Consider the following 18378-nt stretch of genomic DNA (forward strand, 5'->3'; position numbering starts at 1 on the left):
GAGGAAGGGAATGGGAAAGATGGCGTTACGCGGCGCGGGGCGGTTTCGGAAGCGGATCAGGACGCCGACGCTGCTCCAGATGGAAGCGATCGAATGCGGCGCCGTATCGCTCGGCATCATTTTGTCGCATTACGGCCGCTACGAGCCGATCGAGCGGTTGCGGATCGCCTGCGGCGTTTCCCGGGACGGCAGCAAAGCGAGCAACATCGTGAAAGCGGCCCGAAGCTACGGCATGGAGGCGAAAGGCTTCAAAAAAGAGCCGGACAGCTTGCGGAAGCTGAAGCCGCCGTTTATCGTGCACTGGAATTTCAACCATTTCGTCGTGGTCGAGCATTTCGGAAAAGGCAAAGTATATTTGAACGATCCGGCGCACGGACCGACCGTCGTGTCGGAGGACGAGTTCGACAAATCGTTTACCGGCGTCGTTATTACGATGGAGCCGGGCGAACGGTTCGAGCGCGGCGGGAAGCCGTTTTCCGTAACCCGTTCTTTAAAGGAACGGCTGCACGGATCCGGACAGGGCCTTGCGTATTTGCTGCTGGCCGGTGCCGCCATGGCGGCGCTCGGCGTGCTCGTCCCGGTTTTCCTGAAGGTGTATGTCGACCGTATGCTGCTCGCCGGACAGCTGGACGGGCTGGTCGCCCTGCTGTTGGGCATGGGAGCCGTCATGGCGCTGCGCATGCTGCTGACCGGCTTGCGGGAGCAGGTGCTGCTCCGGATGGAGACGCGATTGTCGCTGCGCATGTCGGGCATGTTCATCTGGCATGTGCTCCGTCTGCCGGTTTCGTTTTTCGCGCACCGATTCTCGGGCGAGCTGGCGGGGAGAGCGGGCCTGAACGACCGGGTGGCGGCCTTTTTGACCGGACGGCTTGCGGGCACGATGATCGATCTGCTTCTGATGCTGCTGTATCTCGTCTTGATGTTCGTCTACCAGGCATCGCTGGCGCTGGCGGCGCTGGGCATCGCCGCGCTGAACGTCGCGTACCTGCTGTACGTGTCGCGGCGGCGGTCGGATCTGAACCGGAAGCTTCAGGCGGACAGCGGAAAATTTACGGGCGTGTCCGTCGCCGGCATGATGAACATGGAAACGATCAAGGCGAGCGGACGAGAGGCGGATTTTTTCTCGCGGTGGGCGGGGTACCAGGCGAATCTCGTCAATTCCGAGCAGAAGGCGCGCCTGTCCGCGCAATATTTGTCCGCGGTGCCGGTGCTGCTGGAGCTGCTGAATAAAACGCTCATTCTCGTTCTCGGCGGCGCTCTCGTCCGGCAGGGCGAGTTTACCGTCGGCACGCTGCTTGCCTTCCTCGCTTTCGCCGACGGCTTTCTTCAGCCCGTGAAGCAGCTCGTCTCGATGGGAAGCGAGCTGCAGGACATGAAGGGCGATCTGCTCCGACTGGACGACGTGCTGCAGCACCCGAGCGGGATCGACGGCGGCCCGGCCGCGACGGACGAGGCGATGCCGAGGAAAGGAAAGGCGACCGTCGGAAAGCCGAGCGGCCGACTGGAGTTCGAACAGGTGTCATTCGGGTACAGCCCGCTCGAAGCGCCGCTCATCGAAGGCTTGTCCTTTCGCGTGGAGCCGGGAATGAGCGTGGCGATCGTCGGCGGCTCCGGCAGCGGCAAGTCGACGGTCGCGAAGCTGGCGGCGGGCCTGTACGAGCCGTGGTCGGGCCGCGTCCTGCTGGGCGGCCAGGAGCGTTCCTCCATTCCCCGTCCGGTGCTCGCCCAATCCGTCGCGCTCGTCGATCAGGACATTCGGCTGTTCGAAGGAACCGTTCGGGACAATCTGAGCTTGTGGGACGAGACGATTCCGGAGGAGGTTCTGGTCCAGGCGGCGAAAGACAGCTGCATTCACGAGACGATCAGCGCGAGAACGAACGGCTACGATCATCCGGTCGAGGAGCGGGGGCGCAATTTCAGCGGCGGCCAGGCGCAGCGGATCGAGATCGCCCGGGCGCTCGCCCAGCAGCCCTCCCTGCTCATACTCGACGAAGCGACAAGCGCGCTCGACCCGTTGGTCGAGGCCGAAATCTACCGAAACATCCGGCGACGAGGGTGCGCCTGTCTGATCATCGCCCATCGGCTCAGCGCCATTCGCGATTGCGACCTCATTCTCGTGCTGGAGCAGGGAAAAATCGTGCAGCAGGGCACGCATCGCGAGCTGTCCCGCGCAGACGGACCTTATGCGCGGCTGTTTCATGCCGCGGCGGAAAGGATGGAGCTGTCATGAACGAAACGATGCTGGCCCGGCTCGCTTCGCTTCACCGCCGGGACGAGCCGTGGCTTGCGCTGAACGAGCCGGACTGCTTGTATTATGTCGCTTCCGGCGCGGTCGAGCTGTACGCGGTGCCGATGCAGGCGGGCGGCATGCGCGCGGGCGGACGAACGTTTCTGCTTCGCGTGGAGGAGAAAAGACTGTTCTTCCCGCTGACGGACGACGGGGAGCTCGCCTGGATGGCCGACGTGATGCCGGGGGCGGACGTGTGGAAGCTTCCTTTCCGGCGGACGTTCGAAGCGTTCGCCGCATCGCCCGAGGATTGCGCCGAATGGGCGCGCCAAATCGACGAATGGCTGCTCGCGCTCGGCCAAGCGGCCGCGATCGCCGCCCCGCCGGCCGGCTGCGAAACGGTCGGCTTGTTCGAAGAAACGGTCGTTTGGCGGGACGCCGCCTTCGTGTCGGAGAGCGGAGTGCTCTGGGTCGAGCCGCTGAACGGGCCGCTCCTGCCCTGGAATAAAGGACGGCTGCCCCGCGTGCGGGCGGGGTCCAAGGTGCCGGTTACCCGAGACGGCTGGGTCGCCTCGCCCGCGGGCAACCGACTGAAAGCTTACACGACCGGGCAAGCGAGCGAAATGCCCGGATGGGAAAAAGATTTGGCTTCCTACCATCGTTTGATCGCGCGAGCGCTTGTCCTTAAGGCGGAAGAGGCCGAGACGGCGCAGCGGGCCAAGCTTCGCGAACGCGCGGCGCGGGATCGCCTGCTGATGGAGCGGGCGGTCGTCGGGCTGTCGCGCGCCGCCGGCCCGGGCGGCTTAAGCGCGGGCGCAAGCGCGGACGATGACGGCGGCGATCCGCTCGTCGCCTGCTGCAGACGGGTCGGACAGTTTATCGGCTTATCCGTCCGCGCGCCCAAGCGGCGGGGCGACGGCAAACCGCTCGCTCCGGAGCGGCTGTTTCAAGAGTCGGGGATCGCGTACCGGCGGGTTGCGCTGCGCGACGAATGGTACCGGGACGATCACGGACCGCTTCTCGGCTTTCTTGACGACGGGACGCCGGCCGCACTGCTGCCGAGACGGAGGGGCGGATACGAGGCGTGGCTCGATCCGTCGGCGGAAGCGCCGTTTTATGTCGATGCGGAGACTGTCGTCTATTTCCAGCCGTTCGCTTACGAGATGTACCGCCCTTTGCCGAACCGGCCGCTGCGGCTGCGGGATTTGGCCAAGCTGGCGTTGACGCCGAGATGGCGCGGCGATTTGCGGAGCGGCATCGTCTTCGGCCTCGCGGCGAGCCTGCTCGGGCTTTGCTTTCCGGCCGCGACGGGCCTGCTCGTCGACCATTTGCTGCCGGATGCGGGATCGCAGCCGATCGCGCCGATGGCGCTGCTGCTGGCCTCGATCGCCTTCGCCGTATTCGGCTTTGCGGTCGCGCAGTCCGCCACCTGGCTGCGGGTATTCGGCGCCTGGGACGCCTCGCTGCAAAGCGCGGTATGGGACCGGCTCATGCGCATGCCGCTTCCGTTTTTTCGCCGGTTCAGCTCGGGGGATCTCGCGAGCCGGGTCGGCGGCGTGAACGCGTTTTTCCGTATTTTGTCCAATTGGCTGTTGTCGGGCATGGCGGGCGCTCTGTTCGCGATCGTGCAGATCGCGCTGCTGTTCGTCTACCGGCCGTCGCTCGCCTGGCTCGGCGTCGGACTCGTCGTTCTCTATGCGCTCTTGTTCGCCGCGCTGTCTTATCCGATAATGAAGGTAACGAGCCAAAAGACGGAGCTCGAAGGGCGCGTAAACGGATTGCTCGTCCAACTGCTCGGCGGCATCGCGAAATTCAGAGTGGCCGGGGCGGAGGCGCGGGCGTTCCATCAATGGAGCCGGCGGTTCGGCGAGCAGCGCGCCTACGCGTACCGGCTCCGATCGGTGCAGAGCGTGCTGCTCGTGATCGGCAGCGGGTACCCGATCCTCGCCGGCGCGCTGCTGTTCGGCCTCGCGGGCGGAAACGCCGGCGGCATGACGCCGGGAGCGTTCGCGGCCTTTTTCGCCGCCTACTCGACGCTGATCGGCTCGGTGATCGGACTGTGCGCGTCGACGCTGCCGCTGTTCGAGCTGGTGCCGCTTTACCGGCGTATTCGGCCGCTGCTCGAAGCCCGTCCGGAATCGGAGGAGACGCGCGGCGATCCGGGGGAGCTGTCCGGAGACATCGAGCTGAGCCATGTGACGTTCCGCTATGAAGAAGAAGGTCCCGTCATCCTCGACGATCTGTCCCTGCACATTCGGGCCGGCGAATACGTCGCGCTGGTCGGAGCGTCCGGCAGCGGGAAATCGACGCTGCTTCGGCTGCTGATCGGCTTCGACCGTCCGCAGTCGGGTGCGGTATACTACGACGGCAAAGATTTGAACGGGCTGGACCTTGCCGCGGTGCGCAAACAATGCGGGGTCGTGCTGCAGCACGGATCGCTGTGGGCGGGCGACCTCGCCGACAACATCATCGGGCAGAGCGGAGGCTTGACCCTTGACGATGCTTGGAACGCCGCGGCGGCCGTCGGTCTCGACGAGGATATCGCCAAGCTGCCGATGGGCATGCATACGGTGCTGTCGGACGCGTCCGGCTTTTTGTCGGGGGGGCAGGTGCAGCGCATCTTGATCGCCCGTTCGATCGTACATAAGCCGCGCATCGTGTTTCTGGACGAAGCGACGAGCGCGCTAGACCAAATCTCGCAGGAAAAAATCACCCGCACGCTCGACCGGATGAACGTAACGCGCGTCGTCATCGCGCATCGGCTGAGCACCGTCCGGCATGCGGACCGCATCGTCGTGATGGAGCGGGGACGGATCGTCGAGGAAGGCACTTACGAGGAACTGATTCGCCGCGACGGCCATTTTGCCCGGATGGCGGCCCGCCAAGTGATGTAAAATGGAAAGGAGCCGCCCAACCGCCATGCATATGCAACCGCTCCGGATCGAACCGGTCACCGCAGCCAACTGCGGCCCTTATCTCGCCTATACGTATCGATCGTATCGCCCTTGCTTCCGGGACGAACGCACGCTGGCGCTTTCCGGCCTTATCGCCTTTCGGGCCAGCCTCGGCGAAACGCCCGCCGGCATGATCGTCGCCCACGCGGATAAGCCGAACGGCCGGAGCCGGCTGCTGTCGGTGTTCGTCGAGGGGCGGTTCCGCAAGCAAGGGATCGGCCGCGCGCTGCTGGACGCCTTGGTGACGCATCTTATGCGCGAGAAGCTGCCCTGCATCGACGCGGAATATTTCGCCCTGCCGAACATCGCGCCGTTCGAACGGCTGCTGGGGAGCGGCGGATGGGAGCGGCCGGCGCCGTACAGCCGCTTTTACCGGTTTGACATGGCGGAGCTGGCCCGGGCGGATTGGCTGCGGATCGACCGTCTTCCGTCCCGGTACCGGATCGTCCCATGGTCCCCCGAGCTGGCGGAGCGGATCGCGGCGCTGCCTTTAAGCGAAGAGGCGGAGTATCGCTCCTACTTCGACCCGAACCGCCAGCCGGAGCTGATCGACCGGGACTGCAGCTTTATTTTGCTGGACGGCGAACAGCCTGCCGGATGGTCGATCGTCGACCGCGATGGCGGCGACGTCCTGCTGTACCGCGCCGTATACCTGAGGGAGGCGTACCGAAAATCATGGCTCGGCATCGCGTTGGCGGTGCGAACGACCCATGCGGGATTGGCCACGGGCGTCCCGGTCTGCGTCATTCAGGTGCGCGACGGCAACGGGCAGATGGAGGGCATTATACGGCGGCTGGTGATGCCGCTCCAGCCGAAGGTGACCGAAGTTCGGACCTCCTTTAGGCCTTTATGACCGTCACGATCGAAGCGGAAAAAGTCGAAATGGGCCTAATAAACGATAACAACAAGTAGGGACTTTCGGAGCAAATTCGTGTAAAATAGGAGTGGAATAGTTTTCCAAATTAGAGGAGGGTATGACATTGAAATGGACAGTGGAATCGGCTAACGCGGCGTTCGAGCAGCTGAAGGAGCGCGTCGCCGAGGACGATGCATTCCTCGAGCTGGCTTTGGACGATGCGGGGGCGGCTGTAAAGGAATTGACGGGACACGACTTGCCGGAAGGCGTGGAAATCACCTTTTATATGAACGAGCAGGGAGAGCTGGAGGGCGAGACGGAATTCACCGGGGAACGGGAGCTGGACGAATCCGAGCTGGAAGCCGTCGCAGGCGGCGTTTCGTCCAGCAGCTTTATCCGGTACGGTCCTCCTTACGACACCAATAAGTGAACGATAAACGATGAAGCGTGGGCTTGGCCCATGCTTTTTTTGTTTAGACGGTTTAATAGCAAGAAATATGACGTACAATTTGAGGAAAGGTCTATACGTCACGATGATTTGATCAAATAGGAAGGTACAAAGTCACCCTCGGATGTTATAATTTGTATATTAATGTCTAAATATATCGGTACATCGAGGGGGATTCATGTGGCACGCGGGTTTATTGGCACGTTAAACAAAATTGCTAAAGAAGCAGCGAAAGCACAACGCGCCGCTGAACGTTCAAGGAATGCAGCTATCCGAGAACAAGAGCGGAATTTGCGGTTACAGCGGCAGTATCAACGCCAGCTAGAGCGTGATAATGAACGCGCAATGAAACAGGCGGTTCGTGACCAAAAAGCTTTCGAGAAGGAACAAAAGTTACTTTATATTGAAAGTCGCAAGGAAGAAACCAATGACTTAAATGACGAGGTTGTTTACCGTCTAGATGAGTTCCGATCCATTATAAGCACGACGTTGAGCGTGGATGACAATATCTCCTTCGAATCACTGTACAAACGTGATGAGTTCCCGGCTTTTCATCCTCCAACATTAAAACTAATTCCGGATAATCCGGTACCGGTTCGCGAAGCGTTTTTTGCCGGTTTAAAAAAAGAAGCTTCAATTGCGGAAAAGTTGCTTGGTATCGGCAAAAAGGCGCGGCTTAAGTCACTAGTAGAGGCAGAAGAGGCATTCAACAGCGCCAACCGCCATCATCGATCCTTACAACAACAAATTGAAGAAATTAAGAAGGAAAATGAAGTTGCTCTGGAAGCAGCAAAAATTAGTTATGAAAAAGAAAAGGAAATCTTTTTAAGGGATTTAACTGAGCACAATCAAGCGATTGATCAATTTAAAATCAACTACTTTAAAGGCGAGAAAGATGCAGTTGAAGCATATAACACAATGGTGCTCGAACGTTCGAATTACAGTGATATATTCCCACAAACTTTCAACATATTTTACATAAACGAAAGCAAAGAACTGTTGGTTGAATACGAGCTTCCCGATGTGACGGTTGTTCCTGAGTATAAAGAATACAAGTATACGCAAAGCCGTGATGAAATCAAAGGTACGGCTTTTAAGCCCAAAGAGATTAGTGAAATTTATTCATCGCTTCTAGCATCAATTGCTCTTCGGACGCTTCATGAACTTTTTGAGGCTGATCAGGGAGGAAACCTGAACTCAGTGGTCTTCAACGGAGTTGTGTCCACGTTCGATCCAAGTACAGGACTTGGAATTCGACCATGTCTCCTTACGATCCAAACCAGGAAAGAGGAATTTATGAAGTTCGAGCTCAGTATGGTAGACGTTATTGCGTGTATTAAAGGACTTAAGGCACAAATTTCGCCATTGATTACAGAGCTCACGCCGGTAAAACCGATCGTTGATCTAATGATGTACGACAAGCGCTTTGTCGACGAACGAGATATGCTCGGGAGTTTGGATAACCGGTCGAATCTTCTGGAGATGGATCCATTCGATTTTGAACACCTGGTTTGTAACCTCTTCGCAAAGATGGGACTTGAATCTAAGCTTACCCGTTCCAGCAAAGATGGTGGGGTTGATGTCATTGCATTCGACCCTCGTCCTGTATTTGGCGGAAAGTATATAATCCAGGCTAAGCGTTATAAAAATACAGTTGAAGTTGCAGCAGTGCGAGACCTTTACGGTACAATGATGAATGAAAATGCCTCAAAAGGTATTTTGGTCACCACGTCAACATATGGACCGGACGCTCGTAGCTTTGCGAAAGACAAACCCATTGAGCTTATTGATGGACGTGTGCTATTGCATATGCTTGAGGAACAGGGTGTAAAGGCAAAAATTGCATTTACATGATCCCGTGTCTTATATTAATTCGTAAGCTTCGAACAGAATTGTTGAGTGCAAGTATCGATGAGTAGAGCGGAGATAGCTTTGATAATTTGAGTAACCTCCAAAATCCTTAGTTTGTCATTACATTTAACGCAGAAGCTTCGCACCTCCCTCAGTGAGTACCAGCTTGGGATGCGAATGCTGGCGATTCCATTTGACGAGATTGCGCCCGAGCATGAGAACTACAAGGAGATTGCGGCCAACCTGCTGTTTGAAGTTGCGCAGGAGCGGGAAATCGATCCGCGTCTGTAACATGGATACGATGTCTGAATCTGACCCCGGATTCAGGCATCTTTTTTGCATTGGCAGCGGTAACGTTTGGGTCTACCCAAATATTCCCCGCCTCCGAGCATTCGAAATGGTTATAATGCAAGTATCGAAGGCAAGAACAAGTAGCAATAGAAAGCGAAGTGGAAAGCCATGTTAACTCCAGCACAGGAAAAAAGCTTAAGCAAATTCATGACCAAGCTGCTCCGGCACACGCCCGAGCATTATGGCGTTGTCTTGGATCCGGAGGACGGTTCGTGTCCGATAAGCGTTTTACTGGAAGCCGTTCAAGCCCAACCCAAGTGGTCGTGGGTCAAACAGGAACATATCGAGCAGGTGGTCCGCCATTCGGACAAGCAGCGCTTCGCAATCGAAGGCGGCCGCATTCGAGCAAGGTACGGTCACAGTCATGATAAAGTTCAATATGCTCCAGCCGAGCCCCCGTCCATTCTCTACCATGGCACGAACAAGAAGGCTCTTCCATCGATTTTGAAGCAAGGGCTCATTCCGATGAGCCGGCAGTATGTTCATTTGTCGGAAGGAACCCATTTCGCGACGTTGGCGGGAAGCCGCAGGGGAGAGTCGGTGATTCTCCAGGTAGATACGCCAAGTGCGAAGCAATCAGGAGTCACCTTCTATTACGCCGGTAACGAAGTGTGGTTAGCCGACCGTGTGCCGCCTGGATGCTGTTCGGTCATGGAGCCCGAGGAAAAGGCGCACTCGAATCATGAATCATCCAATCGTTGATATCGGCGTCAATCTGATGCACCGTTCGTTTCACCAGGATCGCGAGCAGGTGATCGAAAGGGCGGCAGCGAACGGCGTGTTGTCCCTTGCTGGATTTGCGATGAACGAATAGGCAAGCACTTGAAGGAGCTTGTCCGAACGGTAGCCCGCCGCATCGGTAAGCCGGCGGAAGTCGCCAAGGCCACGCCGGAAACGGCGGCGGAGTTTTTCCGGATTTGACGGCTACAAAAAAATAAGCTTAAGCGCCGGGCTTCCCTAGCCGACGCTTTGAGCTTATTTTCTTTTATAGAGCTTTTCCCATTGTGCAATGACTTCCCTCGAGTTAATCGTTGCACCCGCGGCCTACGGGATGTTTCCCATTCGTGTATCGCTTGCTGCCTGGTTTTGTAAAACCAGTAATCGCAAATATCCCACGAACAAAACAATTTCCGGCACCACTTTCCATTTTGAACATCGCCTTTGAAGCGCCGAACCGCTTTGCTGGCTTGTCGTTTGCTCCAGCGAGTTCCGGGGGTGCTGTGGTCGGTCCATACCGGCGATTTTTTTACACTTCTACTCATCAGGTTCTCTAACCTCCTTATTGGGAAGCTAGAGACCGTCTAAAATTTGCATAGTTCACCTCATTCCGAAGTTAGTCGTCTGCTGTAAATATATAAACGTCCGTAATGCAAATATGTTTCTTTTCATTACTAAGCTTACTGCGGTGAATACTATAGTTTTTTAGTAAATCCCAATTGGTCCGTTATAGTAAGACCGCTTTGATCCCTTAGGCTATACGGATTCCGTTATTCATAGTCATGTGCCTGTGTAAGGTAAGTAGGAAAATTGTCATACTTTGTATATTATTTCCCAGCCTCTAGTAATATAATAATAGAAAAGTAGGTAATACGTTCTAGGAGAGTCGACATATGGCTTATATGGTTCCGGAAACGATTCCGAGAAGCGCAACCGCAGGCGAACGCATTTTATTCGAAACGTTAAAAGATCATTTGCCGAGCGATTATATCGTCTATTATGAACCCGAAATTCGCGGAAGAAGGCCGGATTTCGTCATTATAGGTCCCGATCTCGGATTGGTTATTCTGGAGGTCAAAGATTATACGAAAGGCACACTGTATCAGATCAACCATGACGAGTGGCTGCTGCGCAATACGAGCGGGGAACTGGTAAAGACGAAAAGTCCTTTAAAGCAAGCGAGAGATAACGCTCGCTTCTTGACCGATCATTTGAAAAAGGATCGAAACCTGCTCCAGGAATCGGGAACCAATCTCAAATTTCCGTACGGATATGGCACCGTTTTCACCAGACTCAAGCAGGAGGATTTCGTTAAGCTGAATCTGTATCAGGTGATCGAGCCTTCGTTTGTTCTGTGTAGGGACGAAATCGACCCGGACGAGGAAAGCTTCTCTCCGGATATCCTGCTCGAAAAGATTCATGGCATGTTTACGATATGGCATCAGCGAAAAACCGTACTGTCGCATGAAGACATCCAGGCGATTCGGTTTCATCTGTTCCCGGAGGTACGGATCAGCGCCGAGTTCAAGCCTCCTACCCAGCATCAAGATCAACTGCTGCTGTCGCTGCATAACATCAAGACGATGGATCTTCATCAAGAAAATATGGCCAAGCAGATCGGCGATAAACACCGGTTGATCCGCGGTGTGGCGGGAAGCGGTAAAACGCTAGTACTGGCCAGCCGAGCCAAAATGCTCGCCAAGACCAAGCCCGATTGGAAAATTCTCGTTCTATGCTACGGCATCCCGTTATCCCGGAGCTTGAAGCAAATGATCGAGCGGATGATGAACGAACCTGACGATTTGTTCGATTTGATCAATCCGGTACCGCCGGTAAATGACAAAACATCGAAGGTCGAGGTATACAACTTTCATGAGTGGCTTCGGAACAGCCTCCATATGAAAGACACCGAGATACCCGCGCTTTTGGAGAAAGCGAGCAAAAACGAAGCGATTTTGCCAACCTATGATGCGATCATGATCGACGAGGGGCAAGATTTCGAAGCGGATTGGCTTAAGCTGCTGGGCTGCTGCTTGAATCCGGATACCCAGTCGCTGCTTCTGGTAGAAGACCGGGCGCAAACCATATTCAAAAGGAAAACGAGCCTGGTACAGGACATCGGCCTCGATTTCCGGGGACGTTCCAAAGTACTATCCATCAATTACCGGAATACGGCGCAAATCGTGCAGTTTGCTTGGGATTTCTATCAAGAGCACTCCCAGTTGAAAAAGACTGTGCAGGAAGGATCGATCGAGGGAGTCGAGATTATTCCGCCGCAATCGACGAAGCGAAAGGGCCCGGAGCCCATCATGAAATGCTTCCGAAATATCGGAGAGGAAATGAACTTCGTTTCCAAGTCGATTACGTTCCTCCATAGGGAGAAGCGAATTCCGCTGCAAGATATAGCGATTCTGTATCGGGTCAAGAACAGCCATCAGATTTCGTATATCGACGAAATCAAGAGCAGCTTGGAAAACCACGATTTGCCCTATACATGGATTACGGAAAACGCGGAATCGAAGCGGAGCTTTGTACGGGATGAGCCTAAGGTCAAAATCTCTACAATCGATAGCGCGAAAGGACTCGATTTCCGCGCGGTATTCATCGTCAACGTGGAGAGCATGCCGTTTCCTTTGGAAGAAGTCGAGGAGCGTGAAGTTTCGCTATTCTACATAGGCATGACAAGGGCATTGGAGTGGCTGTTCCTCACCTATAGCGGGGAGTCCAAATTTACGAAGTATCTGGATGCGGTGAGTAAGCAGCGGAGCGAGCGTCAGACGTCGGGGTCGCAGTTAGGGTGACGGGGCAAGACAAAAGGAAGGAATATGTAGAAATGTAAATTGAAACTAGGGGGAAATAGAGTGGCTCGTACATATACCATATGCCCGAACGGTAATTATATGAAGAATAAGGAAATGCACCTTGACTTGTTAAACATAATTTGATATTTTTTTCCATAAGACTGGTGGAGTGGTTCCGTTCTGGGGCTGCCTCGTGCTGGTCTTATTTTTATTACTGATTCAATTTCCCCCTCAAATCCCTCTTACCAAAGAAGGAATCCACTGGAAACTCGTCGAACTATGCTAGTATACGTCGAAAGTCCCAACAAAGACTATCCAGGTGATCCCCATGACGCTACCTACAACCTTAACGGGCATTTTCGCCCATAAACAAAAATCATACAAAATGGTTCTCGTCTTAGCCATGCTCGACACGCTTGAGGAGCTGAAAAAGCGGGAAGTGCCCGTCACGCTTGTACGAGCTCGCTTTCTGAAGCTGATGCAACTCCGCGAATCACAAAGACTGCCGGTCGATCAACCACCTGAAAGCGTAGGGAACCGATGGAGTCAAGTGCAGGGCTTCCAAATCAACGGTCTGATCCAAACGCCTATGAAGGCACTAAGCTCGGTCCTCGTCCACGACTCGGGCAAGCAGACGCTGCGCTTCACCGATGAGCTCCAGGCTGTATGGTCCGAGCAAATGGCACAAGAGCTACGAGAGCTCGCACATCGGGAATTGGACAGCTATTACGAGCAGCACAGGCAGCCGATCGGAACATCGCTTCGCGATTATCTTCATCAAGTGATGTCCCAATATGTTGCAGCCAAAAGAGAGCCGTTCACCAATCACCCGCTAGGCACGCTCGTCCGGCATACGATTCCTCAGGAAATCAACCAATTGCCGTTTATCGATCGAAGTCGAATGCGCATTCAAGGCTCTGTCGGCATGGGCAATTGGGCTACCGTGCCATGGATTGCCATCATGGACCGTCGTAACACGGAAACGACCCAGCGCGGAGAATATATCGTGTATCTGTTCGCGGACGATATGAGTGCCGTGTATTTGGCCTTTCATCAAGGTGTCACCGCTCCGACGAAGGAGATGGGCAAGCCTAGAGCCTACCAGTATCTCCGGCAAAAAGCAGCCTATATTCGAAGCGTACTCCCGCTCGAAGGGATGCGTACAGACGAATATATCCAATTGACTGCTTCCGGTCTCGGCCTAGACTACCAAGTATCTACCGTGGCGTATTATCGGTACGAGCGGGACCTTCTGCCGAGCGAGGAACAGCTTGTAGCCGACCTGCGGAACGTAGTCGAAAACTATAAGCAATATGTCGATGCGGAGCCACCCGCTAGACCAGAGGAGCAGCCGCAATTGAAGCCTATTCCCGTATCGGACCAGATCCACATCATCAGAGCGTATATCAAGCGCAAAGGCTTCTCGTATCCCGATCACCTGATCGAAAACTTTTATTTATGTTTGAAAACGAAGCCGTTCGTCATCCTGGCCGGCGTATCCGGTACAGGCAAAACGAAGCTGGTCAAGCTGTTCGCCGAAGCGCTCGGCGCCACAAGCGCCAACGGGCAATTTACGTTAATCCCGGTTCGGCCGGATTGGAGCGACCCATCCGATTTACTCGGATATAAAGATTTATCTGGCACCTTCCGTCCCGGCAAGCTAACCGAAGTGCTTGTAGAAGCGGCTCAGCCCGACAACCGAAACAAGCCCTATTTCATATGCTTGGACGAAATGAACCTGGCTCGGGTCGAGCATTACTTCAGCGATCTGCTCAGCGTGCTGGAAACGCAGGAATGGCAGGGGGAGCGGATCGTCACGGCGCCGCTGCTTCACCGCGACTCTTTGGCGATTGAAGAGGATCAACAAACGTACAACTTGCACCTGCCGGACAATGTATATATGATCGGTACCGTCAATATGGACGAGACGACGCATCCATTTAGCAAAAAGGTGCTCGACCGGGCCAACACGATCGAGTTTAACTATATTCACCTCGGGCAATACCCGGGGGATGAAGATACCGGTACCGCGAGCGAGATTATACCGGCGTCTAACTCTTTGTTACGTTCCGAATATTTGCAGCTCGTGGACATCTATCGGGATAACCGGAAGCTGGTCGAAGAGACGACTGAGAAGCTGGTGAAGATAAATGGCATTTTGGAGGATATCCATGCACATGTTGGATTTCGGATTCGGGACGCCATTTGCTTCTATATGCTGTACAATGAGCGCTTTGGTTTGCTGGACCCTGCGGCGGCTTTCGATCTCCAGCTTCTTCAGAAAATATTGCCCAGAGTCCAAGGCAGCTCAACAACCGTGCGCAGAGTGTTGTTGAGACTTTTAGAAGAAGCGATAGGTCGCCGACTGCCGATCCAAAACTTAATGGACGATCCTACGGAGCTATTCCAAACCGGGTTCAATGTTGACGATGCAAAATACCCGCAAAGCGCAAAGAAAATCGCCTTCATGCTGCGGAGGTTAGAGGAAGATGGCTTCACGTCCTATTGGCTTTCCTAATCAACAGACCGAGTTGCTCCGCGTAGAGACGAATTTGTTTAACTGGTATATCCAGGGCAAGCCGTATTATCCGACCGTGGAGACGCTGCAGCTTCACCGGCAACAGGACGAGCAATGGGTTCAGGCTCATTTCACGGCGTTGTCGCTAACGGCTTCGGTAGCGATTGAGTCCGTTTCTATATTTTCGCCGGAACTCGGGGAACTGGTTCCATGGATGGCAGGGACCCCGGTCCGCCCGATCTTTTACGAAACCCAATCGTACGAGCTTGTGATCGAGAAAAAGCAGGACGTGGCCCTAAGCTTTCACCACGAGAACTTATACATCCGACAAGCGATCAAGCCATTGGGCCGATCGATCTTATCCGGCATCGTAAACTTTCAAAACGAAGTCGGCTATACCGAGCTTGAGCTTCGAGTAAACGGGGAAGCCGCCCTCCGGCTGCAGCTTGAAATTTTTCCGTCAAAAATGGATTACAAGCAAGACTACCAGATAATCCTGAACGACGTGAACGAACAAATCTATAACTTGTCTTTCGATTTCTTGCGCAAAACGTATCATTTAACGGGATTGAAAGAGACCCGGAACCAAAGCTTGACCGAATTTTTCACCATCTTGCAGCACGTGTTTGGCCAACTGGTACAAGCTATTGAACGCATTAAGCAATCGCCGCATGCCAAGCTTCAAGTCGAGAATCGGGTTGTGGATGCCGCTCGGGTTCGCAAAGCGGGAAAAGAGAATATTGCCTTTCTAGCAAAACGGCCACATCTACTCGCTGAGAACAGCCAATATGGATGGATCCCAGTGGGAGGTCAGAAGCTCGCTCCCAGCCACGTCTTGGAAACGAAACGGCATATCGATTACGACACCGCCGAAAATCGGTTTGTACGCTGGGTTTTGCTCCGCATCCAACAAAAGCTGAAGGACTTGAAGCTCCGTTTAGCGCAAAAGGGCCGAGCGGAAGATCCGGAGCTCACGCACAAAATGAACTTGATGCAAATGCAGCTTCAGCGGATGTTGAAATCCGATTTTTTGGCAGTCGGCGATATGCGTCACATGTCCATTTCGCTCGTGCTGCAGATGGCGGCCGGCTACCGGGAAGTATACCGCTACTACCTGATGCTGATGAAAGGACTGTCGATTCAGAGCGATCTGTTCCGCATGTCGATGAAAGACCTGGCGCTGCTTTACGAGTATTGGTGCTTTCTCAAAATCCATCACCTGCTCAGTAAAAACTACGAGCTAGTGAAGCAGGACATTATCCGAGTCAATCGCAGCGGCCTATTCGTCACGCTGGACCGATCCCAGCAGGCGAAGATGGTGTATCGCAATCCGAAGAACGGCGAAACGTTTACCCTGTATTACAACGCGTTGCCGAAAGGAGATAAGACGCCGACATTATCCCAACGGCCCGACAACGTCCTGACGTTGAAGAAGAATAATGCTTCGGTTGAGTACAAATACATATTCGACGCCAAATACCGCCTAAACCCGGCCTACGAAGGTACGTCGTACCATCGGGACTACAAAACGCCAGGACCGGAGGAAGACGATATTAACACGATGCACCGGTACCGGGACGCGATCGTGTATATGAACGAGAAGGACAAAGAGTTCGAACGCAGCATGTTCGGAGCGTACGTCCTGTTCCCGTACCACGACGAGGAGCAATTCCGCGAGCATCATTTTTATAGAAGCATCGAGCAGATTAATATCGGGGCGTTCCCGTTTCTGCCGAACTCGACGAGCTTGATGGAGAAGTTTCTGGATGAGATCATCTTGGATACTCCGGAGAAAGCGTATGAACGAGCCACTCGCCCTCGGGGAACAAAGGAGTATTACAAGAACAAGCTTTCCGGTAAAAATGTACTCATCGGCGCACTCAGCCAGAAGGAGCAGCTTGACGCTGCGCTGGATCATCGCTTCTACCATACGCCGCTTCACAATATTACGGATCATAAACTATTGACGCAAATCGAGTATGTAGCGCTTTATCAGTCGATTCAATTGTTTGGACGGGAAGAAGCGGGAATACGTGTCTACGGGAAAGTGGCCGATTGGAAGGTCGTACAAAGGAAAGAGATCACGCAAATTCCGTCGGGGCGTGGGGCAGCGGATGAGTTGTATGTGGTGTTTTCGATTGAGGAGTGGGTGAAGCGAGCCAAGCCGATCCTGCCGGGCGGGAACGGGGTTCAGCGGGTGATGTATGCGAGTAAGTATGTGTTTGATCGGGCGGGGGAGATTGGGGAGTTGCGGGTATAAAGGGAAATTTAGATTTTTACAAATGAACTTCTTAAGTTGATTAATCTTTCTTGGGGGGAGTTATAACATGAGTATTTGGCTTTTTCGTGCTGGGAGTTCCGGCGAATACGAAAATAAAATTTTTGACCGATCAGCGTGTTTATTTGACTTGGGATGAACTAGACCAAGATTTGAGGAAGTTTACCGATAGACAACAACTCGTGGAATACTTAATGAACGAATACGAAGCTGGAAAACTTGGCAGAGCTAGAAACTGGGCGGGTCAGATTTGGCCAATTGCGCATGAAATGAAAAAAGGAGACTGGGTTGTTCTCCCCAGTAAAATCAAATCCGCCATCCATTTCGGGGAGATAACAGGGGAATATCAATTTGATTTGAAACAAGGGAATCCCTACTACCATTCTCGGGCCGTAAAATGGTTTGCTACAGATATTCCAAGAACGAATTTTGATCAAGACCTACTATATTCGTTCGGTGCGTTTATGACCGTTTGTAGAATACAGAGAAACGACGCAGAACAACGAATCAAAACAATGGCGAAAAATAATTGGTCTTCCGATAGCGATAGCTCAATAAATCATCATTTTCAAAATGATGATGATAGCATGGAACAACAGTTTGATATGGAACAGTATGCAAGCGATACGATTGCGAAATTTATTATAAGGAAATTCAAAGGGCATGGAATGGCTCGAATAATCGAGGCTATTTTAAAAGCAAAAGGTTTTACTACTTACAACAGTCCGGCAGGTCCTGATAAGGGCGTAGATATCCTTGCCGCGCAAGGCAATTTGGGGTTTGGAAGTCCCAAGATTTGCGTTCAGGTCAAGACCTCAGATACTCCCGTGGATAGACCGACGCTGGACCAATTAATCGGTACCATGCACAACTTTAAAGCCGAACATGGTTTGTTAGTTTCGTGGAGTGGGTTTAAGAGCACAGTCGATAAAGAAGAAGGCGGTTATAAAAGAATTGCTTGAGAATTATGATCGATTAGAGGGCGATATTAAAGCCGAGATTCCTTTGAGGCAAATGTGGATATTGGCTGGGAGTGTATAACCACAATTCTATATCATATTAATACCAGCCCAAAACAGATTCACACTAAATTTTTTGAATATGTATATGGACAAATGGTTCGAAGAAGCGCCGGTTTTCGAACTGTGTATTCAAGCAACCGTTTACTTTATGATCTTTTAGCGGAAATTTATTTGTACAAGCAGAGAACGGAAAAGGCGTTGGAACTTATGAAAAGGAGTTATTCTATTTTTAGTCATTAACTTAGAAGGCGAAAGTAAATTTAAATATAACTAATCATATTTAGGATTATATGCGGGGAACCTTACCATAAGTGACAGCGAAATTTCAATCTGTCATAATGTGCATGGCCATAGA

At 53.3% G+C, this 18378-nt stretch carries 10 protein-coding genes and 1 pseudogene; all 11 read left to right on the plus strand.

Translation table 11 applies throughout. The features are described 5' to 3' along the window. The first annotated feature begins 10 nt into the window (after positions 1-10). The 11 genes and pseudogenes from PV407_RS24165 (at position 11) to PV407_RS24215 (ending at position 17963) form a co-directional block, all read left to right on the plus strand. Positions 11-2230: an NHLP family bacteriocin export ABC transporter peptidase/permease/ATPase subunit gene (locus tag PV407_RS24165; protein WP_332092572.1), complete on the plus strand. Its 2220-nt coding sequence runs from the start codon at positions 11-13 to the stop codon at positions 2228-2230. Next, a complete protein-coding gene (locus PV407_RS24170; RefSeq protein ID WP_332092573.1) occupies positions 2227-5121 on the plus strand; it encodes an NHLP bacteriocin export ABC transporter permease/ATPase subunit in 2895 nt (964 codons plus the stop codon). The genes PV407_RS24165 and PV407_RS24170 overlap by 4 nt, the downstream gene beginning before the upstream one ends. 25 nt (positions 5122-5146) lie before the next feature. Continuing rightward, a complete protein-coding gene (locus PV407_RS24175) occupies positions 5147-6034 on the plus strand; it encodes a GNAT family N-acetyltransferase (protein WP_332092574.1) in 888 nt (295 codons plus the stop codon). Between the two features lie 127 nt (positions 6035-6161). Next, on the plus strand, positions 6162-6467 hold the full coding sequence (locus PV407_RS24180; RefSeq protein WP_332092575.1) for a hypothetical protein: 306 nt from the start codon (positions 6162-6164) through the stop codon (positions 6465-6467). Positions 6468-6665: 198 nt separating this feature from the next. Further along, positions 6666-8339: a restriction endonuclease gene (locus PV407_RS24185; protein ID WP_332092576.1), complete on the plus strand. Its 1674-nt coding sequence runs from the start codon at positions 6666-6668 to the stop codon at positions 8337-8339. A gap of 456 nt (positions 8340-8795) precedes the next feature. Then, complete coding sequence (locus tag PV407_RS24190; protein WP_332092577.1) at positions 8796-9389, plus strand: RNA 2'-phosphotransferase; 594 nt, start codon at positions 8796-8798, stop codon at positions 9387-9389. Continuing rightward, positions 9370-9477 (plus strand): annotated as a pseudogene (locus tag PV407_RS24195) (hydrolase TatD); the annotation flags it as partial. The gene PV407_RS24190 and the pseudogene PV407_RS24195, both read left to right, overlap by 20 nt. An 820-nt stretch (positions 9478-10297) precedes the next feature. Next, positions 10298-12205 (plus strand): 3'-5' exonuclease, encoded by a 1908-nt coding sequence (locus tag PV407_RS24200; RefSeq protein WP_332092578.1) that lies wholly within the window; start codon positions 10298-10300, stop codon positions 12203-12205. Positions 12206-12533: 328 nt separating this feature from the next. Continuing rightward, positions 12534-14723, plus strand: coding sequence for an MrcB family domain-containing protein (locus PV407_RS24205; protein WP_332092579.1), 2190 nt, complete (start codon positions 12534-12536; stop codon positions 14721-14723). Then, positions 14695-16983, plus strand: coding sequence for a restriction endonuclease-like protein (locus tag PV407_RS24210; protein ID WP_332092580.1), 2289 nt, complete (start codon positions 14695-14697; stop codon positions 16981-16983). The genes PV407_RS24205 and PV407_RS24210 overlap by 29 nt, the downstream gene beginning before the upstream one ends. A 122-nt stretch (positions 16984-17105) precedes the next feature. Beyond that, complete coding sequence (locus tag PV407_RS24215; RefSeq protein WP_332092581.1) at positions 17106-17963, plus strand: restriction endonuclease; 858 nt, start codon at positions 17106-17108, stop codon at positions 17961-17963. Positions 17964-18378 lie beyond the last annotated feature (415 nt).

The organism is Paenibacillus sp. GYB003 (assembly GCF_036577625.1).
Taxonomy (GTDB): domain Bacteria; phylum Bacillota; class Bacilli; order Paenibacillales; family NBRC-103111; genus Paenibacillus_AB.